Genomic DNA, 24348 nt, shown 5'->3' on the forward strand with positions numbered 1-24348 from the left:
TTTGAGATAAAAGCCATTTTATGAGGAACGGGAGGACAATCATGACGAAATATATTTTTGTAACAGGCGGTGTAGTTTCTTCGCTGGGGAAAGGGATCACGGCGGCTTCGCTGGGACGTTTGCTGAAAAGCCGCGGCTATAGGGTCACGATCCAGAAATTTGACCCTTATATCAATGTTGACCCGGGCACGATGAGCCCGTATCAGCACGGCGAGGTTTTCGTCACCGACGACGGCGCGGAGACCGACCTTGACCTGGGCCATTATGAGCGTTTTATTGATATCAATTTGTCTAAGAGCTCGAATGTGACGGCAGGCAAGATCTATCTGTCCGTTATCAATAAAGAGCGCCGCGGCGATTATCTGGGACGTACCGTACAGGTCATTCCGCATATCACGAATGAGATCAAAGAGCGTGTTTACCGTGTTGGCCGTGATGACAACGCTGATTTTGTTATTACCGAGATCGGCGGCACTGTAGGCGACATCGAGAGCTTACCGTTCCTGGAGGCTATCCGTCAGGTCAAAAAGGAAGTTGACCGCAACGACGTTTTGTATATCCATGTGACTCTTGTTCCTTATATCGCTGCTGCAGGCGAGCTGAAAACCAAGCCGACCCAGCACAGCGTTAAAGAACTGCGCAGCATCGGTATTTCTCCTGATATTATCGTCTGCCGCAGTGAGCGTCCTATTTCTAAGGATATGTGCGAAAAAATGGCTATGTTCTGTGACGTTGATCCGGAGGCTGTGATCCAGAACCTGACAGCGGCCAGCATTTACCAGGTGCCGATGCTGATGGAAGAGCAGGGACTGGATACTATCGCGCTCAAAAAGCTGGATATGCCTGATAAGCCCAAAGATATGTCTTACTGGCATGAAATGGTAGAGCGGATACTGAAACATTATGACCGCAAAGTAACGATCGCCGTAGTTGGCAAGTATGTTGAGCTGCAGGACGCTTACATCAGTATCACGGAGGCTTTGAAGCATGCTGCCGTGGCTAATGAAAGCGAACTGAAAATTAAATGGGTGAATGCTGAGAATATCGAAGCGCCTGAGACCGATATGCAGAAGGTCATGGAAGGCGTCGATGGTATTTTGGTGCCGGGCGGTTTTGGCGACCGTGGTATCGAAGGCAAGATCAAGGCGGTGCAGTATGCCCGCGAAAACAGAGTACCGTTCTTTGGTATCTGTCTGGGTATGCAGTGTGCCGTTATCGAATATGCCCGCAATGTCTGCGGTATGGAAAACGCCAACAGCGCCGAATTCGCGCCTGACTGCAAGTATCCTGTTATCGACCTGATGCCGGAACAGGTAAGTGTGGAAGATAAAGGCGGCACGATGCGTCTGGGCCTTTATCCCTGCAAAGTCTATCCGGGTACCCTGACTGAAAAGGCGTATCAGGAAGAGCTGATCTACGAGCGCCATCGTCACCGTTATGAAGTGAACAATGCTTTGCGCGAGCAGATCGTTGCCGGCGGCCTGCGTATCGGCGGCACTTTGCCGAACGGACGGCTGGTGGAGATCGTGGAGATCCCGGAGGACAGACATCCCTGGTTCCTGGGTGCGCAGTTCCATCCTGAATTCAAGTCTCGTCCGACCAATCCGCATCCGTTGTTTAGAGATTTCATCGCCGCTGCTTTGCGGGAACAAAAATAAGACTCTGAAAGAAAACCTAAAAGCAGGCTGCGAGTCAGTCTGCTTTTTTTGTAAAAGGAGTTGCAGGTATGCTGAAAAAAATTTTTATCAGTGCGATTTTACTGATCGCAGTACTGTCTTTCGTAGTATCGTTGTTATCAGGTAAGAATAGTGAGGAAAAAGTGATTGCTGCGCCGACAGACAGGGTGGCAGTCATCAATATCGAAGGGACGATCGTTAGCGGCGATCCGGGTGAGAATATCTGGGGCGAAGCTACGGGCGCTTCTTCGGGACGGCTGATGCGCGAGATCCGCGAGGCGGCGGCCGACAGCAGCGTCAAGGCGCTGGTGCTGCGGATCGATTCGCCTGGCGGCAGTGTTACGGCGGCAGAGGAAGTGGGCCGCGAGCTGAAACGGTTCAAAGAAACTACCAATAAGCCGATCATCACCTCGATGGGGGACAGTGCCGCTTCGGCAGCTTACTGGCTGGCGGCTTACAGCGATACTATCTATGCCAATCCATCGACTTTGACAGGCAGTATCGGCGTTTATATGCCTTATATGAACACGCAGGAGCTTTTCCAAAAAATCGGTATCTATACGACCAAGATCAAAAGTGGCCAGTACAAGGATATCATGTCCTCGGACAGGCCGATGACGCCGGAAGAACAGCAGATTCTGCAGAATATGGTCAATCAGATGTTTGAGGAATTTGTGGGTGTGATCGCCGAAGGCCGGAAAATGGATGTCGCTAAGGTAAAGTCTTTGGCTGACGGCCGCGTTTATACCGGGCGGCAGGCTCAGGCCCTGGGCCTGGTGGACGAGCTGGGCAATTATTATGATGCTTTGGGGGCCGCCGGCAAGGCTATCGGCGTCGACGGGATACCGGAGATCAAAGAGAATAAGCGGCAGAAACCCTGGGAAGTATTTTTCAGCGCTCAGTTATCCAAAATGATGCTGGGACACTTGGAAATGCTGCTGCAAAAAGACGCGGCTGGAATAGCTTCGCCGCAGGCGGCGAGGTGATGCCTTATGAGGCGTAAGACCTTCAGCGTTTTGTTTGAGACCAGGGACGGGATGCGCCAGTTGGTGCAGGAGCGCTGTATGTGGCGCAGTCTGTGGTATTTTACCTTAAGTGTGGGGCTGTTTTGCGGCGTGGTGACGAACCAGCTGTTTTTAGAGCAGGCTCTTTCGGTAAGGTTTGCCGTTATTGCCGCCGCTGTTTCCATCGCCGGGGTAGTTTTGTCGATGTACGGTTTTTTGCTGCACGGAATATTGGAAACTTTAGGAGCCATGGCGGGCGATGCCGTCGGGCTGATCTGCCTGCTGGGTTATACTACGCTGCCCTTTCTGGTCCTGACGCCGGTCGCTCTTTTGGGAACGAAGCTGGGCCTGACGGGTGTGCTGGTAGTGGTGGGCGCCTGCATCACAGCCAAGCTGTGGATGCTGTATCTGCTGATCAGGGCTTTGCAGGTGGTATATCTGATCGATTTTAAACGGTCACTGGCGACGGTGGCTTTCAGCCTGCTGCTGCTGTATATCGCTTTTGTGCTGCCGCTGCGGATCTTGTTTGAACTGCTGGCGCTCAAGCTGGGCTGATAAATTTGGTTTAAAATCGAAGTAATTTTTATTTTGCTCTGCAAGTTACGGCAGAAAGTGATATAATTAATATGATTTTATATGCTCGTATCAATAAAGGAGATGGTTGAGGAATGAACAGAGAATTATCCATGGAATTCGTACGTGTTACCGAAGCTGCAGCGATCGCCTGCGGCCGCAGTGTAGGACGTGGTGATAAAAACGGTGCCGACCAGCTGGCGGTAGACGCTATGCGTAAGGCTTTCGATACTGTGAATATCAGCGGTACGGTAGTTATCGGCGAGGGCGAGATGGATGAAGCGCCGATGCTTTATATCGGTGAGAAAGTCGGCGGCGGCGGTGCCGAAGTCGATATTGCCGTAGACCCTGTTGAAGGTACGAATCTGGTGGCTAAAGGCCAGCCGGGCGCTATCGCGGTCATCGCTATCGCACCGAAGGGCTGCCTGCTGCACGCTCCTGATATGTATATGGATAAGATCGCTGTTGGTCCCCGTGCCAAAGGCTGCATCGATATCGACGCGCCGGTCAGTGAAAATCTGGAGCGCGTAGCTAAAGCTTTAGAGCGTAAGGTTTCTGACCTGACTGTTGTTTTGCTGGACCGTGAACGCCATTACGGCATCATGGATGAGATCCGCCGTGCCGGCGCCCGTATCCAGCTGATCACTGACGGCGACGTCAATCCTATCGTCAATGCCGGTATCGAAGGTACAGGCGTGCATATGTATATCGGCAAGGGCGGCGCTCCTGAAGGCGTGCTGGCTGCTGCCGCTATCAAATGTCTCGGCGGCGATATGCAGGCGCGTTTGTGCCCGGAAGATGACGAACAGGTCAAACGCTGTCTGGAGATGGGCATCTGTGATTGTCAGCAGGTCCTGCGCCTGGACGATATGGTCAAAGGCGATGACTGCATGTTTACTGCTACGGCTATCACCGAAAGCAATCTGCTCAGCGGTCTGCGTTATTTTGGCGGCGGCGTGCGCACACATACTGTTTCCATGCGTTATAAGACCGGTACGGTGCGTTTTGTGGACGCAGTACACAGCTTTGACCGCAAGGATTTTGCCGTTAAACTGTAAGCTTTACATCTCCAAGGGTTTTAGCTCAGGCTAGAACCCTTTTGTTTTCAAGGGTAAACTGATGAAATTGCAATTATTGGACGCTATTGGAGCAATAACGGAAGCCCGCAGTGCGGCCGAATTGTGGCAGCAGGGGCGTGGGTGTTCGCTGACTGGTCTCAGCGGCGCCGCAAAAACTGTATTTTTAGCAGCTCTGGACCGGCTTTTGCCGGAACAGGGCTCTTTGGTGTTCCTGCTTAGCGGCAGGGACGATATTCGTGAATACCGCCGGACCTTGAACTGCTTCTATTCGGATTTACTGATGCAGGAGTTATATCCGGTCGATCTGCCGAGGGTGCAGGCCGATTCGCGTAACCGTGAGCTGCAGGCCGGACGTGTAGCGGCGCTGCGGATACTGCAGGGTGAGGAACACGGGATCGTTTTTGTGACGGCGGAAGCGCTTTTGCAGAAGCTGCCGGTACCGCAGCAGGTGCTGGGCAGCGGCGTTGTAGTAACGCTGGGGCAGCAGCTGGAGCAGCAGGAGCTGCTGGAACGGCTGATCGAGCTTGGTTATGAACGCACCGAGCAGGTAGATGCTATCGGGCAGTTCTGTCTGCGCGGTGATATTCTGGATATTTTCCCGATCAACAGTCAGCATCCGGCCCGAATCGAGTGGTTCGACGATACTATCGACGCGATGCGCAGCTTTGACCTGGATAATCAGCGCAGCATCGAAGCGTTGAGCGCCGTGAAGATCGTACCGCTGCAAATCGACAGCAGTGAGGATTTTTCAGCTTCGGTGCTGGATTATCTGTCACCTTCGACGCGGCTGGTCATAGACGAGCCGTCGCGCTTGTTTGAGCTTTTGCAGAAGCTGCATACTGAAAGCGCGGGCTATGCGGATGAATTGTGGACGCCTGGCGAGCTGGAAGGCTTTTGTGCCCGCAGCAGGGCCTGGGTGGTGGCCGCATTGGGTCACAGTCATCTGCAATTTTTTAAGGATATCACTGTGCCGGTGCGTTCGGTAGCGCCGTATAACAGAAATCTGGAATTGCTGACAGGCGATCTGCAGGGCTGGCTGGCTGACGGTCAGGTGCCTGTGGTGATGATGAGCAGCGATATAAAAGCGCGCGGTCTGGCCGACAGCCTGCAAAGCCGTAATCTGAACGCGGCTTTTGTTAAAGAAGGGGCATTTCTGCAGCCGGGGCGCATCACTGTTATCAGCGGCGAGCTGACGGCAGGCTTTCGCTTTTGGAATGAAAACTGGCTGCTGCTGACAGAAAATGATATTTTCGGGATGCAGAAAAAACGGCGGCTGCATACAAAAAACAGCGGTGCGCAGCTGCAGTATTTTTCCGAGATCAAGGCGGGCGATTATGTAGTCCACGCAGTACACGGCATCGGCCGCTATATCGGCGTCGAGAACGTGCTGGTGGATGGCGTGCACCGTGACTATCTGCTGCTGGCTTATGCCGGCGACGATAAACTGTATGTGCCGGTAGAGCAGGTCGGGATGCTGCATAAATATGTGGGCAACGAAGGGCAGGCGCCGCGGCTTTCCAAGATGGGCGGCGCTGACTGGAAACGTGTGCAGAGCAGGGCCCGTGCCGCTATCACTGAGCTGGCTGAGGAACTGCTGCGGTTGTACGCGCAGCGGAAGATCGTGCCCGGCTATGCTTTTGCTGAGGATACCGAATGGCAGCGCGACTTTGAAGAACGCTTTCCTTATGAAGAAACTCCGGACCAGCTGAAGGCGATCGCGGAGATCAAGGCGGATATGGAAAAACCTGAGCCGATGGACAGGCTGCTGTGCGGCGACGTCGGCTATGGTAAAACAGAGGTCGCTATCCGTGCGGCCTTCAAGGCGGTAATGGATGGTAAACAGGTAGCGGTAATGGTGCCGACTACTGTTTTGGCCCAGCAGCATTTTATGACTTTTAAAGAACGGATGCAGCCTTTTGGTGTCAAGGTGGAGATGGTAAGCCGTTTCTGCACGCCCAGGGAGCAAAAACGCATCCTGAATGATCTGGAGAATGGGCAGGTAGATGTTTTGATCGGGACACACCGTTTATTACAGCCGGATGTGCTGTTCCCTGATCTGGGTCTGCTTGTTATCGACGAAGAGCAGCGTTTCGGCGTGGCTCAGAAGGAAAAAATCAAACGCTGGAAGACCGGCGTTGACGTGCTGACCTTATCAGCGACGCCGATCCCGCGTACTTTGCATCTGGCGCTGGTCAATGGCCGTGATATGAGCGTGATCGAATCGCCGCCGGAGGAACGGCTGCCGGTAGAAACCTATGTGGCCGAATATAATCCGGGCATGATCAAAGAGGCGTTGGAACGCGAATTGCGCCGTGGCGGCAGGATCTATTATGTGCATAACAGGGTCCTGGGGCTCGAAAATATTGCCGCCGATCTGCGCAGTCTGGTGCCTGGCATCAATATCCGCATTGCCCATGGGCAGATGCCGGAGGATATGCTGGAAGACGCAATGATCGCGTTTTATGAAGGCAGCTGTGATGTGCTGCTGTCTACGTCGATCATCGAAAATGGCCTGGATGTGCCGCTGGCCAATACGATCATTATCGACGGCGCCGAGAATTTCGGTCTGTCACAGCTGTATCAGATGCGCGGGCGGGTAGGGCGTTCTTCCCGTCTGGCATATGCCTATTTTGTCTATAAACGGAACCGTGCTTTGAGCGAGGTCGCTGAAAAACGGCTACAGGCGATCCGCGACTTTACAGAACTGGGAGCCGGCTTTAAGATCGCGATGCGTGATCTGGAGATCCGCGGCGCCGGTAATCTGCTGGGAGCGCAGCAGCATGGGCATATTGCCGGTGTGGGCTTTGCCGCTTACTGCGACATGCTGGAGCGGACGATCCGCAAGCTGAAGGACGGTGTTGAGGACGGTGTTCCTGAGCCGGACCCGGTTCTGGAGATCAGTGTTGACGGCTATATCCCAGACGATTATATTGCTGATCCCCGTTATAAGCTGGAGCTGTACCGGCGCTTTGCGGGGCTGGATTATGCTGGCAGGGGCGACTTGCTGGATGAGATCATCGACCGTTTCGGCGAACCGCCGGAAGAGGTAGAGGTTTTGTGGCGCGTTGCCTGTCTGCGGGCTTTGTGCCGGCTGCTGCATATTCGCGGGATCAGCGTCAAACAGGGTGAGATCCGCATTACCTTTGCCGAGAACGCTGCTGTTGACCCGGCTGCTTTGATGCAGCTGATCGGCGAGCATCAGCAATATATGCAATTTAAAAGCGGCGCACAGGCGCAGCTTATTTTCCGCACAGTCAAGTTGAAAACCGACAGTTTGACCTGGCTGGAAAAAAATCTGCCGCGGCTGGCTTTAGACTGAACTATACAGAGGCGGCAAAGTTGATTATAATTAGATGAAGAAATCAAAGGAAAGGACGAGGGTATGACCAGAGATAAGTTTTTGCGCGGCGCCATGATTTTGACGATGGCGGGGCTGATGGTCAAGATCATCGGGTCAGTCAACAGAATACTGTTGTCCAGACTGCTGGGCGGCGAAGGTATCGGGCTTTATCAGATGGCATATCCCGTTTATCTGCTGATGTTGTCCGTGTCTTCGGCCGGTATCCCGATCGCTATATCGATCATTGTAGCCGAAAAAGTGGCTAAAGGCGATTTTGCCAGCGCTGGCCGGGTGTTCAGGGTTTCCCTGGGCTTGATGGCCGCTACGGGTCTGGTGTTTGCCGCCGGGCTGTATTGCTCGGCCGGGTGGCTGGTTGAAAGCGGCCTGATCCGCGATCCGCGGGCGTATTATGGGCTGATTGCTTTGACGCCGGCAGTGTTTTTTGCTACGATCCTGGCCAGCTTCCGCGGGTATTTTCAGGGACATCAAATGATGACGCCGCCGGCAGTATCGCAGATCCTGGAGCAGTTTGTACGTGTTGTGACGATGGTCGTGCTGGCTTATTATCTGCTGCCGTACGGTCTGGAATATGCGGCGGCCGGGGCTGCTTTTGGCGCTGTACCGGGTTCGATCACCGGGCTTATCGTCCTGAGCTTTTTTTACTTCAGGAATAAAGCGCGCTGGCAGCAGGAGATCAGCCGGCAGCTTACTGAAGCTCCGGAGAGCATTGGCAGGATCGCCAGACGGCTGGTGTTGCTGGCGCTGCCTGTTTCCTGCGCTAATATCATGGTGCCAGTGACCAGCAGCATCGATATGCTGCTGGTGCCTAACCGTCTGGTGGAATCCGGCTTTTCAGTCGAAGCGGCAACGACTTTGTTTGGGTATCTGACAGGCATGGGTATGCCGCTGGTAATGATGGCGACGATCCCGACTCTTTCGCTGACGGCAAGCCTGGTACCTGCTGTTTCGGAAGCTTTTACGCTTGGCGATAGAAACAGTATCGACCGGAAAACCAATACGGCAATGAAATTATGCTGTTTGCTGACCTTTCCTGCCGCCGCCGGCATGTGGGCTTTGGCTGGGCCAATTTCCAAGTTGCTGTATGGTACGGCGCTGGCAGGCGAAGCGATCAGGAATCTGGCGCCTTCGATCTTCCTGCTGGGTATCCATCAGATAACCACAGGGATGCTGCAGGGGATGGGACAGACGCTGATACCCATGTGGAACATGCTGCTCAGCGCCGTGGTCAAAGCCGCCGCTGTCTGGTATCTGACGGCGCTGCCGTGGAATATCGTCGGTGCGGCCTGGGCTTCTAATATTAATTTTGGCTTGGCTGCGGCTTTGAATATCTTCTTTTTGATCCGCAGCGGCATTACTTTTAAGGTGTATGCTTTGGGAAAAATCTTACTGGCGGCAGTTTTGATGGCGGCGGTCAGTATGCTTTTATATAATTATTTAACAGTTTATTGGGGCAATACTTTGGCGACGGCGGTCACGATTTTTGCAGCTGGCATCGTTTATCTATTGACTTTGATAGCAAGCGGGACGATCGGCAGAAAAGAATTGCAGAAATTACCTGTGATCGGTTCCAGATTCAAGTAAAGGGATGGTAAGATGAAAAAAGGCATTACTGTTGTAGGATTGGGGCCCGGCAGCGCCGGACATTTATCGTTGGAGACGATGGCGGTGCTGCAAAGCGGCAGCAGGGTCATTTTGCGTACGGCGGTGCACCCGTCGGTTAAAGAGCTGGAACAGGCGGGCGTAAAATTTACGTCCTGCGATGCCGTTTATGAAAATGAAGCGTCTTTTGAAGATGTTTATCAAAAGATCGTGACTGCTGTTTTGCAGGCTGCCGGTGAGCAGGAGGTTGTTTACGCTGTTCCAGGCAGTCCGTTAGTTGCTGAACGGACAGTAGTGATGCTGAGAGAGCAGGCCGCAGCGGCAGGTGTGCCTTTAAAAATTCTGCCGGCAATGAGCTTTCTGGATCTGGCTTATGTCAATCTGGCTGTTGATCCGATTGCCGGTCTGCGCATCGTAGACGCCCACGATTTTGAAGCGCTGGCAAGTGCCGGTCAATATCCTCTGATGATCACGCAGGTCTATAGTCAGCTGGTTGCGTCCGATGTGAAAATCAATTTGATGGAAGTGCTTGACGATGAAGCGCAGCTGTATTTTTTGCGTAATTTGGGGCTGCCTGATGAAGAGTGCCGGCCGATCAAGCTGTATGAGCTGGACCGGCAGCCGCAGATCGATCATCTGACCAGTGTGTTCATTCCGGCACAGGAGCAGACGGTTGTGCAGCACGTCAATGTTTTGCGCGAAGAAAAAGAGCTGTGCTTTGACGACGATGATGATTTTTATTGCGACAGTGATGAATTTCGTTATGACGCCGATCTGCTGCCGTTGACGGAAGTCATGAGCAAACTGCGTGCGCCCGGCGGCTGTCCTTGGGACCGTGAACAGACTCACAGCAGTATCCGCCGCAATATGATCGAAGAAGTTTATGAATTTCTGGAAGCTGTCGATAATCATGATTGTGAAGGCATGGAAGAAGAGTTGGGCGATATTTTGATGCAGGTGGTTTTTCATGCCCACATGGCACAGGACGCCAATCTGTTTTCGCTGCAGGATGTCATCGACGGCGTGGCTGCAAAGCTTACCCGCAGGCATCCGCATGTGTTCGGTTCGCGTAAGGTTTCAGGCAGCGATGAAGTGATCAAAAACTGGGAAGCCATCAAATTGGAAGAAAAAAAGGATCGGACCCATGTTCTGGACGGCATTTCTCCGGGACTGCCGGCGTTGATGCGCGCTTACAAGCTGCACAGCAAGGCTTCCAAAGTAGGCTTTGACTGGCCGGATACCGAAGGCGTCTGGGAAAAGGTTATGGAAGAGCTGCAGGAATTGCAGGAAGCCGTAGCCGGCGGCAGTCAGAAAGAAATGGAGCATGAGCTTGGCGATCTGCTGTTTATTCTGGCCGGTTATGCCCGGCATATTGGTTTGGAACCGGAAACGGCACTTACTGCTGCTAATAATCGTTTTATTAAAAGATTTGCTTATGTGGAGAAAAAAGTGCGGAGCTCGAAGAAAAAATGGGAAGATTTTTCTTTGGCCGAATTAGACGCTTTTTGGCTTCTGGCAAAGGATTTTGAGAAAAATAATTAAAAAAAGGCGTTTTTTACACAAAAATTAAGAAAAAAATAAAAAAAAGATGAAATGTTAGCAGGAATATTGCTTTTGATAGCGAATTAGAGTTTTAGTGAACAACCTTAGTCGTTGTGTTTATGCGGTTTTCGCCTAAACTGACGCATACAAAATTTAAGGGGGATTTATTGTGAACAAAACTGAACTTATTGCTGCAGTAGCAGAAAAAGCTGGTCTCACCAAAAAAGACGTAGAGAAAGCAGTAGCTGCTTTACTCGAAACCGTAAAAGGTGAAGTTGCCAAAAAAGGCAAAGTACAATTGATTGGTTTCGGTACTTTCGAAGCTCGTACCCGTAACGCTCGTACTGGTAAGAATCCTCGTACCAACGAACCCATCAAAATTCCGGCTGCAACAGTTCCTGCTTTCAAAGCTGGTAAAGCTTTTAAAGACGCTGTTAACGCTGCTCCTGCAAAAAAACACAAAAAATAATCTTTGGGTTCAAGAATGCCGGGCGTTAAAGCCCGGTATTTTTGTCTGAACAATTAATGGGAAGGAGCTCATAATGGCCGAAGTACGCAGGAAAAAACGCCGCAGCTCCAATGATTTTTTGTGGGTACTGATTATTTTGCTGATCGTCTGTCTGGGTGTTTTAGGGCGGCAGGAGTATAAGATCTATCAGATCAACAAGGAAATGTCGGCAACGCAGCAGCGGGTTGACGAATTGAAAAAGGTTCAGGCCGATCTGGAGGCGGAACGCAAACGGTTGGATGATTTGAAATATATCGAAAAACTGGCACGTGAAGATCATAATATGGTAGGTAAAAATGAAGTGCCGCTGTTTATAGTTGACGAACAGGAAAAACAGCAAAAGCAGGAAACAGAAGCTGCGGAAAAGAAAAAATAACAGATGTACAGGCGTTTCTGCCGGGGTGCATCTGTTATTTTTTATCTTTTCGCATATATTTGTATAATGCTGTTGACACCCATTTTAAAAGAAGGGTATAATACTTACTGTATAAAGATTTTTTAAGGGGGATTATCCGCTTTATGTCACTCGAAGTTGGCGCAATCGTTGAAGGTGAAGTTACCGGCATCACAAATTTTGGAGCATTTGTGCAATTGCCTGAAGGAAAAGTTGGTCTTATACATATTTCCGAAGTCTCCAATGTATATGTAAAAGATGTGCATGATTTTTTAAAGGAAAAAGATAAGGTCAAGGTCAAAGTGTTGTCTATCGACGAACGCGGTAAGATAGGTCTGTCTATCAAACAGCTGACACCTCCGCCTCCGGCACCTCCGAAGCCGCAGCGTCCGGTTAATCAGGATCGTCGCGCACCTAAAGTGGTGCCTCCGGCTACCTTTGAAGATAAACTATCGCGCTTTTTAAAAGACAGCGATGACAGATTATTAGATCTGAAACGCAATACGGAGTCTAAGCGCGGCGGCCGTGGCGCCAGCCGCGACAGATAATGTCCAAAAAGGCACTTCCTCCAGAGGTGCCTTTTTTATTTGGTTGATAAATAACAGGTGAAACCATGAAAGAACACAGGCAAATTACTGAAATTCTGCGCCAGGTGCAAAAAAATCTGCCTGGCGGCAGCAAGATCATTATTGCCTGCAGCGGCGGGGCCGATTCGCTTGCGTTGACAGACGCACTGCTGCTGCTGCGGGAGAAGCAAAGGTATCAGCTGGTCGTTTGCCACATAGAGCATGGTCTGCGTGGCGGCGAGGCATTGGCTGATGCCGGCTTTGTTGCGGGATTTTGCCGGGCGCGGCAGGTTGCCTGTGAAGTGCTGCGGGTAGACGTTAAAGCATTTGCTGCGGCCCGGAAGCTGTCTTTAGAGGATGCGGCCCGTAAATTACGTTATGAGGCGTTATTTGGGTGTCTTGAGAAATATCAGTCTGACTGTATCGTCACGGCGCATCACCGTGACGATCAGGCAGAAACTCTGCTGCTGCATCTGCTGCGCGGCAGCGGCGCGGCAGGCCTGAGCGGGATGCGCGCGCGCAATGACCGTGTGGTGCGGCCGTTTTTGCAGGTGAGCCGTGCGGCTCTGGAAGCATACTGTGCGTTGCGGGAGCTGTCTTACCGTACTGACAGCAGTAATATGGATCTGCATTATACGCGCAATAAGGTGCGGCATGTGCTGCTGCCGTTGCTGGAACAGGAGTTCAACCCGAATGTCAAACAGGCTTTGGCACAGACGGCGGCGTCAGTTGCCGTGGACGCGGCTTGTTTAGATGCAATGGCGGCAGAGAAATTTGAGCGGTATGTGCAGCAGGATGATACTTCCTGCTGCTGTGAAGCAGCATGGCTGCTTGCGCTGCCTGCGGCGCTGCAGACGCGTCTTGTCAGGCTGATGTGGAAAAAGCTGGGTGCGGAAGGTTTGCTGACATATCAGCAGACGCGGCAGATGCTCGAGTTAGCGTCTAAAGGCAATAGTAATAAAAGCATCATGCTGCCTGGTAAAACCTGTGCTGTCTACAGTTATGGGCGGCTTACGGTCACTGCTTTGGAACGGCAGGCAGCAGCAACAGAGCCGTGCTATGCTGTTTCCTTAGCGGAACTGCGGCAGGCTGGCGTGCTGCGGCTGGAACTTCCCCAGGGTATTTTGAGCCTGGGCTACCTGGAGGGAAGTGCAAGACCTTCCGGTCACGCCGCAGCATATCCCTGGCATTTGCTGCAGTGCGGTCAGCTGGAAGTGCGGCAGCGGCGGGAAGGCGACAGATTTTTTCCGGCCGGGTCGCCGGGCAGTAAAAAATTAAAAAAATATTTTAATGATGAAAAAGTGCCCCCAAAGCAGAGGGAACGCCAGCTTTTGGTAGCCTGCGGGCAGCAGGTACTGTGGCTGCCGGGACTGCGGGCAGCAGGATGGCATGAACAGGACTGCGCAGCCTGGCTGACGCTGGATCTTGAATATTTAACTCCGGGAGATGACAAGTAGTGGACATGCATGAAGATATTGGCAAGATATTGCTGACCGAGGAAGAAATAAAAGCGCGGGTCCGGGAACTGGGCGCGCAGCTGAAAAAAGATTATGCCGGCAAAGACGTAGTGGTAATAGCGCTTTTAAAAGGGGCGGCTTATTTTGCTACTGATCTGACATTGGCAATGGGTATGCCGGTTAAGATCGATTTTATGGTCGCATCTTCTTACGGCAACAGTACCAGCAGCTGCGGTAACGTCAGCGTCAAGCTGGACGTTTCTGAGAAACTGGCCGGGCGGCATGTGATTTTAGTTGATGACATCATCGATACAGGGCTGACCCTGGAAGCTGTCTGCTGTATGCTGCAGCAGCATAAGCCTGCTTCGGTCAAAACTGCGGTGATGTGTGACAAGACCGCCAGACGCGTCAATGGTAAAAGTGCGGATTATGTAGGCTTTTGCATTCCCGATGAGTTCGCTGTCGGTTATGGTCTGGATTATGCCGGCAACTACCGAAATTTACCTTATATCGGTGTTTTAAAGCCCTGTGTTTACGCACGTACATGATTTTATTGAGTAATGGTTGTAGAATTTCCACATCTATATTATAATAAAAAAATGACGTTACTGTAATTTGGTAGACGATCCAGTGGAAGGAGGAGCAATTCCTTGAATAGATTTTTTAAAAACGTGACGTTCTATTTGCTGATCATCATTGTGGCGATCTGGATGATCGATTATTATTCGGCCAGCACAGTCAGCAAAACAGACATCACTTATAGTGCGTTTATGAAGCACGTGCAGCAGGACGAGGTCAAACAGGTAACGATAGTTGATAATGTCATCAGCGGTAAGCTGAAGGATGGCAAGGATTTTTCAACTGTTGCTCCCAGCGATGACAGCCTGATCCCGACTTTACGTGCCCGTGATATTGAAATCAAAGCCGAGCTGCCGCCGCAGCCACCCTGGTGGACGACGATCCTGAGCTCGCTGCTGCCGATGCTTTTGATCGTAGGTATCTGGTTTATGCTGATGCAGCAAAGCCAGGGCGGTGGCGGACGGGTGATGAATTTTGGCAAGAGCCGTGCCCGCCGTTATGACGAAGATAATATCAAGATCACTTTTAAAGATGTTGCCGGTGCCGATGAGGCCAAGCAGGAATTGGAAGAAGTCGTCGAGTTCCTGAAGCATCCGAAGAAATATAATGATCTTGGCGCCAAGATCCCGAAGGGCGTTTTGCTTTACGGGCCGCCTGGTACAGGTAAGACACTGCTGGCAAAGGCTGTTGCAGGTGAAGCCGGCGTACCGTTTTTCAGTATTTCCGGTTCTGACTTCGTAGAAATGTTTGTCGGCGTAGGCGCTTCCCGTGTCCGCGACCTGTTCGAACAGGCTAAAAAGAGCGCGCCCTGTATCGTTTTCATTGATGAGATCGATGCTGTGGGCCGTCAGCGCGGCGCAGGTCTGGGCGGCGGTCACGATGAACGCGAACAGACTCTGAACCAGCTGCTGGTAGAAATGGATGGCTTTGGCGCTAATGAGGGCATCATTATGATCGCCGCGACCAACCGTCCCGATATCCTTGACCCGGCACTTTTGCGTCCGGGACGCTTTGACAGGCAGATCGTCGTCGACCGTCCTGACATCAAAGGGCGTCAGGAGATTTTGAAAGTCCATGTCAAAGGCAAACCCATCAGCCCTGAAGTTGAGCTTGGGGTCATTGCCCGCAGAACGCCTGGCTTTACAGGTGCTGATCTGAGCAATCTGGTCAACGAAGCAGCTTTGATGGCTGCCCGTAAAAATAAGAATAAAATCGATATGCCGGAAATGGAAGAAGCGGCTGAGCGTGTTATCATGGGTCCTGAACGCCGCAGCCGTGTGATCAGCGACAAAGAAAAACGTCTGACTGCTTATCACGAAGGCGGTCATACCCTGGTGGGTATGCTGCTTGATAATACTGATCCGGTCCATAAAGTAACGATTATTCCGCGCGGCCGTGCCGGCGGTTATACACTGAGCCTGCCCAAAGAAGACCGTTATTATGCGACCCGCAGTGAAATGCTGGACGAATTGAAGGTGCTTTTAGGCGGACGCGTTGCTGAAGCCCTGGTGCTGAAAGAGATTTCCAGCGGTGCCAGCAATGACCTGCAGCGTGCTACTTCGCTTGCGCGTCAGATGATCTGTGAATACGGCATGAGCCCTGAACTGGGTCCGATGACCTTTGGACATCGTCAGGACCAGGTCTTCCTGGGCCGCGACATTGCCAGAGACAAGGACTACAGTGAAGAAGTCGCTGCCAAGATCGATAAAGAGATCCGTAAATTTATCGATGAGGCTTATCAGAAAACAGAAAGCCTGTTGAATGAAAATATGGATAAACTGCATTTGATCGCGGATGCACTTATTGAAAGAGAAACTTTGGAAGGCGAAGAAATCGATCAGCTGATGAAATACGGTAAAATTTTATCAAAAGAAGAAAATACTTCTGAGATCGGAATTTCAGAGCCGGCAGAGGTGCAGCCTGCAGAAACTTCTGCAGCTCCCAGTGAGCAATAGTCTGTAATCTAAAACCGTCCCCTGTGTTCCGGGGACGGTTTTTCTGTGACTTGACTTTTGGTTAACCCGGTGCTAATCTAAGGATAACATTGTGTGGGAGTGTGATGATATGCGGGAACGCATTTTAGAAATATTGCGCGGTAAAATGCCAGAACCGGTTTCGGGCGAGGTTCTTTCTCAGGAACTGGCAGTATCGCGTACGGCTGTCTGGAAGCATATCCAGGCTTTAAAAAATGAGGGCTATACTATTGAATCAGTGCCTAAAAAAGGCTATATCCTGAAGGAAGTGCCTGACAGACTGAAGCCTGCTGAGGTAGTCGCCAATTTGAAAACCAAATGGCTGGGGCATCATATCCATTACTGTGAATTGACGACGTCTACGAACGAACTGGCGAAACGTCTCGCCGGCGAAGGCTGCGAGGACGGGCTGGTAGTGATCGCGGAGGAGCAGAATTCCGGTAAAGGACGTCTGTCACGCGGCTGGTTTTCGCCTTTTGCCAGAGGCGTATGGTTTTCGGTGGTCTTGAAGCCTCCGTTCATGCCTCAGGAAGCATCCAAATGCACGCTGCTGGCGGCGATCGCTGTCGTGAAAGCAGTCAATAAGTATCAGGGCGTGCAGGCCTCTATCAAATGGCCCAACGACGTTTTGCTGGAAGGCAAAAAACTGGTGGGCATTTTGACGGAAATGAGCGCTGAGTTTGGCAAGATCAACTATATCGTTATCGGTACGGGTATCAATGTCAATGTGCCTGAAGAAATGGTGCCGGAAGAACTGCGCGCAACGGCAGTATCGCTGGCCGATGTTGCCCGGGAACCTGTCAGCAGGGTCGAGCTGCTGACTGATGTGCTGGGCTATATGGAAGAATTATACGAAAAGGTTTTGCAGGAAGGCTTTAAACCGGTGCTGGAAGAATGGAAGCACTACTCTGCGACTCTGGGTCAGCAGGTCAAGGTCATCGCGCCTGACGAGACTTATATCGGCGAAGCTGTCGATATAGATGAAGACGGTCTTTTGATGGTAAAACGCGCAGATGGCAGAATCGAAAAAGTCATCGCCGGAGATGTCTCTATTCGTCCTGCCCGGGCCAGGCAGGGGGAATATGCGTAATGAAGATCAGGGAAATGCTGCTGGCCGGGATTTTTGTGACGATGATGATCATCAGCGCCTATATCATAGTTCCGATTGGGCCGGTTCCCATTACGATGCAGCCTTTGGTCGTGCTGTTGGCAGGTATGCTGCTGGGCAGCCGCCTGAGCGCTGTCAGTATGTGTGTGTGGATGCTGCTCGGCTGTGTGGGACTGCCAGTATTCAATCAGGGGCAGGGCGGCGCCGTAATGCTGGTCGGTCCGACCGGAGGGTTTATCGTTGCGTTTATCGTCACGGCGTGGCTGGTAGGGTATCTTACTGAGCGTGATCTGGAAGCTGGTTATCTGAAAAATCTTATGTATATGTGCGTCGGGATGCTCGTTTGCTATGCAATAGGGCTTGTTGGCTTCAAACTTAGTTTCCAGTATTTTCTGCAAAAACCCATGAGTTGGGACAAGGCCGTGCTGTTAGCGGTTGTGCCGTTTTTACCGTTTGATATAATGAAGGCGGCGGCCGCGGCTCTTATCGGAGCCAAAGTGCGCAAGGCTTTATTCCTGGCAGGTCTGCTTGAACGGACTAAATAAGCTCCTTGAGGAGGAACATGAATGTTATTAGTAATTGATGTAGGCAATACCAATATCGTAGCAGGTGTTTTTGATGATAAAGAACTGGTTTGTCACTGGCGCTTTTCTACAGATCGCAGCAAAACTGCCGATGAATATGGTATTTTATTACGCAGTATGTTCAATTATACACGGATGCCCATGGACCAGATCAAAGCAATCATTATTTCCAGTGTTGTGCCGCCGCTGATCGTACCGCTCTGCCATATGTGCGAACGCTACTTTGAGCTGACGCCGATGGTGGTAGGCCCAGGCATCAAAAGCGGTATCTCGCTGCGTTATGATAATCCCAGAGAGGTCGGCGCTGACCGTATCGTCAACGCTGTCGCCGCTTTCGATAAATACAGTAAAAAAGGCATGCCGATGATCATCGTTGACTTCGGTACTGCGACTACCTTTTGCGCATTGCTGCCTACAGGAGAATATTTAGGCGGAGCGATTGCGCCTGGTATTGGTATTTCTACCGAGGCCCTGTTCCAGAGAACAGCTAAATTGCCGCGTATCGAGCTTATCAAACCGAAAAACGTTATTTCACGCAATACGGTCAACGCGATGCAGGCAGGCGTCATCTATGGTTTTGTCGGCCAGATGGACGGTATAGTCAGGCATATGAAGGAAGAACTGGGCGGCTCGGCTTTTGTCGTCGCTACAGGCGGCTTTGCCAATACGATGGCGGCTGAATCCGACTCTATCGACGTAGTGGAACCGTTCCTTACACTGGATGGACTACGTATCCTTCACGAGAAAAATTCCAAATAAGCTAAGACCCGCTGCTTGGCGGGTCTTATTCTATAGTATTTTAAATTGGGAGTGGATTATGCAGATCGGTACTTTAAATTTGGCTGTCCCGCTGCTGCTGGCGCCTATGGCCGGGATCACAGACCTGCCGTTTCGCGTTATCTGCAGAGAACTGGGCTGCGGGATGACTGTTTCGGAAATGGTCAGCGCTAAGGGACTGCTCTATAAAAATGTCAAGACTTTCGATATGCTGCGCATCGATCCGGGTGAAAGACCGACGGCGATCCAGCTTTTTGGTTCTGTTCCGGCAGAATTGGCTGAAGCGGCAAGGATAGTTGCCGCCAGAGGCGCGGATGCGATCGACTTTAATATGGGCTGTCCGGTGCCCAAGGTCGTCAATAACGGAGAGGGCTCGGCTTTGATGAAAGATCCGCAGCTGGCCTACGAGATCCTGGCGCGAATGGCTGATGCCGTTACTGTTCCGGTCACTGTAAAAATCCGGGCTGGCTGGGACTCCGGGCATATCAATGCCGAAGAGATCGCCCGGCTGGCGGAAAAAGCCGGCGTAGCTGCTGTGACAGTACACGGCAGGACGCGGGAACAATTTTATAACGGCAAGGCGGACTGGCAGGTCATCGCCAGGGTCAAGGCGGCTGTAAAGATACCTGTTATCGGCAACGGTGACATTTTTACCGTAGACGACGGTCTGCGGATGCTGGAAGAAACCAGCTGCGACGGACTGATGCTGGGACGCGGCGCCGATGGTAATCCCTGGCTGTTTCGCAGCCTGCAGGCTGCTTTGTCGGGTCAGCCCGTGCCGCCGGAACCGTCTTTGCAGGAAAAACTTGCTTTGGCGCTGAGGCATTTGGAAATGCTGATAGCATATAAAAATGAACTTGTGGCCGTTAAAGAAATGCGGCGGCATATCGGCGCGTATCTGAAAGGTATGCCCAAAGCGGCAGAATACCGTGGCAGGTTCCACCAGATAGAAACTTATGCTGATTTTAAAAAGCTGCTGGCAGAATATCTTGACGCCGCAGAAAAATTTGGCATTTGAAAGCGGTTAAAATAAATAAGAAAATACGAAATCTAGTAGCAAATATTGTAGGAACACTTTAAATATGCTAAAATGATATGTCATCAGGGACAAGTTTTTTAGAGAAAGAAGTAGAATAATGATTGCCTCTCAGACAACTGAATGCAGCTGTAAACATATCGTAAGTGTAAGTTTAGGATCTTCTGAGCGCAATGCTAAAAGTACTTTGCAGCTTAAGGGGCAGACCTTTGTGATAGAACGGCTGGGAACTGACGGGAATTTGCAGAAAGCCCGGCAGCTTCTGGAAGAACTTGACGGACAGGTAGACGCGCTGGGATTAGGCGGGACCGATCTTTATGTCTATGCCGGCGGCCGGCGTTATACTTTTCGTGAATCGGCCAGGCTTATAGAAAATGTCAGAAAAACGCCTGTGCTCGATGGCAGCGGGCTGAAAAATTCATTGGAACGGATTTTGATTAACAGGCTTGCCGCTGATAAGATCATAGATTTTCAGGGCAAGAAAGTGCTGATGGTTTGTGGTGTAGACAGGTTTGGGATGGCGGAGGCGCTTGTTGCCAACGGTGCTGACGTCACCTTTGGCGATTTGATTTTCGGCCTGAACTGGGATCACCCGATCAAATCCCTGCAGACTCTGGATAAATTTGCAAAATTACTGGCGCCGGTCCTGACCAAGCTGCCTGTAAGATGGTTTTACCCGATGGGAGCCAAACAAAGCCAGAGAAAACCGCAGCATCAGAAGTATTTTTTTGAGAACGATATCATTGCCGGTGATTTTCATTTTATCAGACGCTTTATGCCTGATAAGCTGACGGGCAAGACGATCATTACCAATACGGTAACGGCTGGCGACCGTAAGCTGCTGCGCAGTGCGGGAGTGCGCTGCCTGATCACGACGACGCCGTCGCTGGACGGACGCAGCTATGGCACTAACGTCATGGAAGGGCTGCTGGTAGCGGCCAGCGGGGCCGGTAAACAGCTGGATGCCGCTGCGTATGAAAAATTACTGGAAGAATACAAGATAGAATCAGGGTTGGAATATCTAAGCGGAGAGGAGGAGCATATCTAAATGGAAAAATTTGCCTTTATTATACATCCGCTGTCGATTCAGGATATGGCTCATGTCTCGCCTGTTTTAAAATTTATTCCTGACAGCTGGCTGGAAAGTGCTCTGAAATTGAAAAAACCTTTTCAGGTTTCACATATCACAGGGATCAAAAGTCCCTATGCTGAAGCGGAAGGCTGGTTTATCGGCTGTCCGCTGACCTCGAGGCAAATGGTCGAACTGCCGGAAGAATTTGTCATGGACAGGATCATCGAATCAGGGCGCATCGCGCAGGAACTGGGCGCTAAAATAGTAGGCCTGGGTGCGTTTACATCTATTGTCGGCGATGCCGGGGTTACTGTGGCCCAAAATCTGGATATTGCCGTGACTTCCGGCAATAGTTATACGGTTGCTACGGCGCTGGAAGGTACGCGTGAAGCAGTAAAGCTGATGGGCAAGGATCTGGCTACGGCGCATGTGACTGTTGTTGGCGCCAGCGGTTCTATCGGCGCTGCCTGCACAAGGATACTGGCCCGTGAAGCAAAAGATATTACAATGGTGGCAAGACATCTGCAGCCGCTGGAAGAGCTGGCGCAGGAGCTGTCGGGCAGTGTTGCCGGGAAATTAACTGTTTCCAACGATATCAAACGCAGCCTGAAGGACGCCGATGTGGTGATTGCCGTCACCAGCGCCGTAGATTTTCTGATCGAGCCCGAGGACCTCAAAGCCGGCGCTATCGTCTGCGATGTGGCCAGGCCGCGCAATGTTTCGCGTGAGGTGGCCGCTAAGCGCAAGGACGTGCTGGTAATAGAAGGCGGTGTGATTAAAGTCCCCGGCAATGTTGATTTCCATTTTAATTTTGGCTTTCCGCCGCAGACCTCGTTTGCCTGTATGGCCGAGACGATGATTTTAGCATTGGAAAAGCGTTACGAAAATTTTACTCTGGGACGTAAACTGACTATCGAACAGATCGATACGATCTCACGATTAGCGCGCAAGCATGATTTCCGGCTGGCTGGTTTCCGCAATTTCGAGCGGGCTGTTACAGATGAAGAAATCGCTCATATCCAGGACTTTGTTGAACAGGAACTGGCAATGCGTAATATCTGAGGTTGACAATAAACCAACAAAAAATTATAATTTAATCTAGTACATTATATTATTTATCCGTTGAGCCCAGTGTCAGGCATTGCTGCTTGGCACTGTTTGTATTGTGAGGCGGCGGGAAATATGATTTTAAAGGAGTAATACCATGAGTGCTAAAGAAACTATTTTAACGGCCGAAGGTTTAAGAAAACTTGAGGACGAATTAGAAAATCTTCGTTCTGTAAAACGGCAGGAGGTTGCCGAGCGTATTAAAGTAGCAATTTCTTATGGTGATATAAGCGAGAATTCCGAATATGACGATGCTAAAAATGAACAGGCCTTTATCGAAGGCCGTATCATTGAACTGGAGCAGATGATCAGTACGGCAACGCTTATCGATGAAACTGCGAAAAAGAAAAAAGGTACTGTTATTCTTGGTTCTACCGTTATCGTCAAAGATATGGAATTTGGCGATGAAGAAACCTACACCGTTGTCGGCACTACCGAGGCAGATCCTTCCCAGAACCGGATCTCCAACGAATCTCCTGTCGGCGCTGCGATCCTGGGTCAGAAAGTAAATACTGTCGTACAGGTCCATACTCCTGTCGGCGAGCTTTCATACAAAATAGTAAAAATTAAATAGATTTGATTTTTAGGAGCGAGAAATATGTCGGAAGAAATTAAAAATCAGCAAGCTGCTGAACCGGAAGCTTTGACAGAAACAGAAATTAACGAACAAATGCAGGTGCGTATCAATAAAATGCACCAGATCGAAGAAAAGGGCTGGAAACCTTTCGGCCATAAATTTGAATGGACTCATCATGCTCAGGATGTAGCCGACCAGTTTGAAGAGTTAGCGGCCCAGGAAACGGTTGTACGCTTGTCCGGCCGTGTTATGGCTATTCGCGGTCATGGTAAGACCTGCTTTATCGATCTGATGGATAAAACAGGCCGTATTCAGCTTTATGTACGCAAAGACGCCCTGGGCGAAGAAAACTATTCCTTGATCAAACTGATGGATATCGGTGATATTGTCGGAGTGACCGGTACTGTTTTCCGTACGCATATGGGTGAATTATCCATTAAAGCTGTTGCTTTGGAGCTGCTTTCCAAATCTCTGCGCCCGCTGCCGGAAAAATGGCATGGCTTAAAAGACGTTGAAATGCGTTATCGTCAGCGTTATGTTGATTTGATCGTTAATCCTGAAGTACGCCGTACTTTTGTTCTGCGCAGCCAGATCATCAAAAGCGTTCGAGAGATCCTGGATGGCAAAGACTTCCTGGAAGTGGAAACGCCGATCATGCACTCTATCGCCGGCGGCGCTGCCGCACGTCCGTTCATTACCTATCATAACGCACTGGATATGCAGCTTTACATGCGTATTGCACCGGAACTGTATCTGAAACGCCTGATCGTCGGCGGTATGGAACGCGTCTACGAATTGGGACGTGTTTTCCGTAACGAAGGCATCGACATCAAACATAACCCCGAATTTACTATGGTCGAGATATATCAGGCTTATGCTGATTATAATGACCTGATGCATTTAACGGAGACCATTGTTTCGCAGACCGCACAAAAAGTGCTCGGCACGATGAAGATCACTTATGAAGGACAGGAGATCGACCTGACTCCGCCCTGGAACAGAATGACCATGATCGAAGCCGTAGCTAAATATACCGGACAGGATTTTTCCGGGATCAAAGACCTCGAAGAAGCGCGTAAAATGGCGGACGCTATCAATGTGCCTTATGAAAAAACTTTTGGCATCGGCAAGATCATCAATGCCTGCTTTGAAGAGCATGTAGAAGAAAAGCTGATCCAGCCTACATTTATTACCGGACATCCGAAAGAGATCTCGCCGCTGGCAAAAAGCAGTGAGGCTGATCCGGAGATCACCGATCGTTTTGAAGGATTTATTTATGCCCGTGAGATCTGCAATGGTTTCTCCGAGCTCAACGATCCTATCGACCAGCGCGAACGTTTCCAGAAACAGGTGGAAGACCGCGCAGCCGGTGATGATGAAGCCCATATGATGGACGAAGACTTTGTGACTGCGTTGGAATACGGCCTGCCGCCTACGGGAGGACTGGGTATCGGTATCGACCGTCTGGTTATGTTCCTTACCGACAGCAGCAGTATCCGCGACGTTATCTTTTTCCCGCATATGCGTCATAAATTACAATAAAAAGTTATGGATCCGCACCGGATTTTTCGGTGCGGATTTTTTTTGCAAAAAAAGATAAAAAAAGCTTGCGTATAAGAACGAAATCTGTTATTATATCAAAAGTCACCTGTTGTGACTAACGCAAAAAAGAATCAGAAGCCGTTAAAAAAGATGAAAAAATAATAGTTGACAACATCGAAAAGATGTAATATACTATACAAGTCGTCAAAAACGGCAAGCAGAACCTTGAAAACT

General features: G+C 50.6%; 21 protein-coding genes. All 21 read left to right on the top strand.

All coding sequences use genetic code 11. From position 1 onward, the window contains the following. Nucleotides 1–41 precede the first annotated feature (41 nt). The 21 genes from Q4G98_RS10105 (at nt 42) to lysS (ending at nt 24114) form a co-directional block, all read left to right on the top strand. Entirely contained in the window at nt 42–1658 is a 1617-nt protein-coding gene (locus Q4G98_RS10105) for a CTP synthase (protein WP_177560645.1), read from the top strand. A 68-nt stretch (nt 1659–1726) separates the two neighbouring features. Further along, nucleotides 1727–2662 carry a signal peptide peptidase SppA gene (gene sppA / locus Q4G98_RS10110; protein WP_177560644.1) on the top strand — a complete coding sequence of 312 codons (936 nt, stop codon included), beginning with the start codon at nt 1727–1729 and terminating at the stop codon, nt 2660–2662. 6 nt (nt 2663–2668) lie between these two features. Continuing rightward, entirely contained in the window at nt 2669–3235 is a 567-nt protein-coding gene (locus Q4G98_RS10115; protein ID WP_177560643.1) for a YIP1 family protein, read from the top strand. A 113-nt stretch (nt 3236–3348) separates the two neighbouring features. Beyond that, on the top strand, nt 3349–4311 hold the full coding sequence (glpX, locus tag Q4G98_RS10120; RefSeq protein WP_177560642.1) for a class II fructose-bisphosphatase: 963 nt from the start codon (nt 3349–3351) through the stop codon (nt 4309–4311). Between the two features lie 61 nt (nt 4312–4372). Next, complete coding sequence (gene mfd / locus Q4G98_RS10125) at nt 4373–7651, top strand: transcription-repair coupling factor (RefSeq protein WP_177560641.1); 3279 nt, start codon at nt 4373–4375, stop codon at nt 7649–7651. A 63-nt stretch (nt 7652–7714) separates the two neighbouring features. After that, entirely contained in the window at nt 7715–9274 is a 1560-nt protein-coding gene (locus Q4G98_RS10130; protein WP_177560640.1) for a polysaccharide biosynthesis protein, read from the top strand. Between the two features lie 12 nt (nt 9275–9286). Beyond that, a complete protein-coding gene (gene mazG / locus Q4G98_RS10135; RefSeq protein WP_177560639.1) occupies nt 9287–10834 on the top strand; it encodes a nucleoside triphosphate pyrophosphohydrolase in 1548 nt (515 codons plus the stop codon). A 169-nt stretch (nt 10835–11003) separates the two neighbouring features. After that, nucleotides 11004–11303: an HU family DNA-binding protein gene (locus tag Q4G98_RS10140; RefSeq protein ID WP_021718024.1), complete on the top strand. Its 300-nt coding sequence runs from the start codon at nt 11004–11006 to the stop codon at nt 11301–11303. A gap of 73 nt (nt 11304–11376) precedes the next feature. Continuing rightward, the gene (locus tag Q4G98_RS10145; RefSeq protein ID WP_177560638.1) at nt 11377–11718 is read left to right on the top strand and encodes a septum formation initiator family protein; all 342 of its coding nucleotides are present in this window, start codon (nt 11377–11379) and stop codon (nt 11716–11718) included. Between the two features lie 143 nt (nt 11719–11861). After that, nucleotides 11862–12284, top strand: a complete 423-nt coding sequence (locus Q4G98_RS10150) for a S1 domain-containing RNA-binding protein (protein ID WP_177560637.1) — start codon at nt 11862–11864, stop codon at nt 12282–12284. Nucleotides 12285–12349: 65 nt separating this feature from the next. Next, on the top strand, nt 12350–13759 hold the full coding sequence (gene tilS / locus Q4G98_RS10155; protein WP_298565646.1) for a tRNA lysidine(34) synthetase TilS: 1410 nt from the start codon (nt 12350–12352) through the stop codon (nt 13757–13759). Between the two features lie 5 nt (nt 13760–13764). Beyond that, a complete protein-coding gene (hpt, locus tag Q4G98_RS10160; RefSeq protein ID WP_177561204.1) occupies nt 13765–14307 on the top strand; it encodes a hypoxanthine phosphoribosyltransferase in 543 nt (180 codons plus the stop codon). A gap of 102 nt (nt 14308–14409) precedes the next feature. Beyond that, a complete protein-coding gene (gene ftsH, locus Q4G98_RS10165; protein WP_177561202.1) occupies nt 14410–16293 on the top strand; it encodes an ATP-dependent zinc metalloprotease FtsH in 1884 nt (627 codons plus the stop codon). Between the two features lie 109 nt (nt 16294–16402). Continuing rightward, the gene (locus Q4G98_RS10170; RefSeq protein WP_177561201.1) at nt 16403–17401 is read left to right on the top strand and encodes a biotin--[acetyl-CoA-carboxylase] ligase; all 999 of its coding nucleotides are present in this window, start codon (nt 16403–16405) and stop codon (nt 17399–17401) included. Continuing rightward, nucleotides 17401–17964: a biotin transporter BioY gene (locus Q4G98_RS10175; RefSeq protein WP_177561200.1), complete on the top strand. Its 564-nt coding sequence runs from the start codon at nt 17401–17403 to the stop codon at nt 17962–17964. The genes Q4G98_RS10170 and Q4G98_RS10175 overlap by 1 nt, the downstream gene beginning before the upstream one ends. A gap of 21 nt (nt 17965–17985) precedes the next feature. After that, nucleotides 17986–18762: a type III pantothenate kinase gene (locus Q4G98_RS10180; RefSeq protein ID WP_177561199.1), complete on the top strand. Its 777-nt coding sequence runs from the start codon at nt 17986–17988 to the stop codon at nt 18760–18762. Nucleotides 18763–18820: 58 nt separating this feature from the next. Further along, complete coding sequence (gene dusB / locus Q4G98_RS10185; RefSeq protein ID WP_177561198.1) at nt 18821–19798, top strand: tRNA dihydrouridine synthase DusB; 978 nt, start codon at nt 18821–18823, stop codon at nt 19796–19798. Nucleotides 19799–20027: 229 nt separating this feature from the next. Next, complete coding sequence (locus tag Q4G98_RS10190; RefSeq protein ID WP_301961960.1) at nt 20028–20864, top strand: quinate 5-dehydrogenase; 837 nt, start codon at nt 20028–20030, stop codon at nt 20862–20864. Continuing rightward, nucleotides 20865–21950 (top strand): NAD(P)H-binding protein, encoded by a 1086-nt coding sequence (locus Q4G98_RS10195; RefSeq protein ID WP_177561196.1) that lies wholly within the window; start codon nt 20865–20867, stop codon nt 21948–21950. It abuts the gene before it with no gap. A 142-nt stretch (nt 21951–22092) separates the two neighbouring features. After that, complete coding sequence (gene greA, locus Q4G98_RS10200) at nt 22093–22569, top strand: transcription elongation factor GreA (RefSeq protein ID WP_298565652.1); 477 nt, start codon at nt 22093–22095, stop codon at nt 22567–22569. A 24-nt stretch (nt 22570–22593) separates the two neighbouring features. Further along, complete coding sequence (gene lysS, locus Q4G98_RS10205; protein ID WP_177561195.1) at nt 22594–24114, top strand: lysine--tRNA ligase; 1521 nt, start codon at nt 22594–22596, stop codon at nt 24112–24114. Nucleotides 24115–24348: the final 234 nt, after the last annotated feature.

The sequence above is a fragment of the uncultured Phascolarctobacterium sp. genome (assembly GCF_958349595.1).
Classification (GTDB): Bacteria; Bacillota; Negativicutes; order Acidaminococcales; family Acidaminococcaceae; genus Phascolarctobacterium.

Excerpts from the sequence above, each read along its gene's own strand:
- glpX (WP_177560642.1), top strand. The coding sequence starts at position 3,349 with ATGAACAGAGAATTATCCATGGAATTCGTACGTGTTACCGAAGCTGCA.
- Q4G98_RS10105 (WP_177560645.1), top strand. The coding sequence starts at position 42 with ATGACGAAATATATTTTTGTAACAGGCGGTGTAGTTTCTTCGCTGGGG.
- Q4G98_RS10180 (WP_177561199.1), top strand. The coding sequence starts at position 17,986 with ATGTTATTAGTAATTGATGTAGGCAATACCAATATCGTAGCAGGTGTT.
- dusB (WP_177561198.1), top strand. The coding sequence starts at position 18,821 with ATGCAGATCGGTACTTTAAATTTGGCTGTCCCGCTGCTGCTGGCGCCT.
- Q4G98_RS10145 (WP_177560638.1), top strand. The coding sequence starts at position 11,377 with ATGGCCGAAGTACGCAGGAAAAAACGCCGCAGCTCCAATGATTTTTTG.
- hpt (WP_177561204.1), top strand. The coding sequence starts at position 13,765 with ATGCATGAAGATATTGGCAAGATATTGCTGACCGAGGAAGAAATAAAA.
- tilS (WP_298565646.1), top strand. The coding sequence starts at position 12,350 with ATGAAAGAACACAGGCAAATTACTGAAATTCTGCGCCAGGTGCAAAAA.
- Q4G98_RS10130 (WP_177560640.1), top strand. The coding sequence starts at position 7,715 with ATGACCAGAGATAAGTTTTTGCGCGGCGCCATGATTTTGACGATGGCG.
- mazG (WP_177560639.1), top strand. The coding sequence starts at position 9,287 with ATGAAAAAAGGCATTACTGTTGTAGGATTGGGGCCCGGCAGCGCCGGA.
- lysS (WP_177561195.1), top strand. The coding sequence starts at position 22,594 with ATGTCGGAAGAAATTAAAAATCAGCAAGCTGCTGAACCGGAAGCTTTG.
- greA (WP_298565652.1), top strand. The coding sequence starts at position 22,093 with ATGAGTGCTAAAGAAACTATTTTAACGGCCGAAGGTTTAAGAAAACTT.
- mfd (WP_177560641.1), top strand. The coding sequence starts at position 4,373 with ATGAAATTGCAATTATTGGACGCTATTGGAGCAATAACGGAAGCCCGC.
- Q4G98_RS10115 (WP_177560643.1), top strand. The coding sequence starts at position 2,669 with ATGAGGCGTAAGACCTTCAGCGTTTTGTTTGAGACCAGGGACGGGATG.
- Q4G98_RS10195 (WP_177561196.1), top strand. The coding sequence starts at position 20,865 with ATGGAAAAATTTGCCTTTATTATACATCCGCTGTCGATTCAGGATATG.
- Q4G98_RS10150 (WP_177560637.1), top strand. The coding sequence starts at position 11,862 with ATGTCACTCGAAGTTGGCGCAATCGTTGAAGGTGAAGTTACCGGCATC.
- Q4G98_RS10170 (WP_177561201.1), top strand. The coding sequence starts at position 16,403 with ATGCGGGAACGCATTTTAGAAATATTGCGCGGTAAAATGCCAGAACCG.
- Q4G98_RS10175 (WP_177561200.1), top strand. The coding sequence starts at position 17,401 with ATGAAGATCAGGGAAATGCTGCTGGCCGGGATTTTTGTGACGATGATG.
- sppA (WP_177560644.1), top strand. The coding sequence starts at position 1,727 with ATGCTGAAAAAAATTTTTATCAGTGCGATTTTACTGATCGCAGTACTG.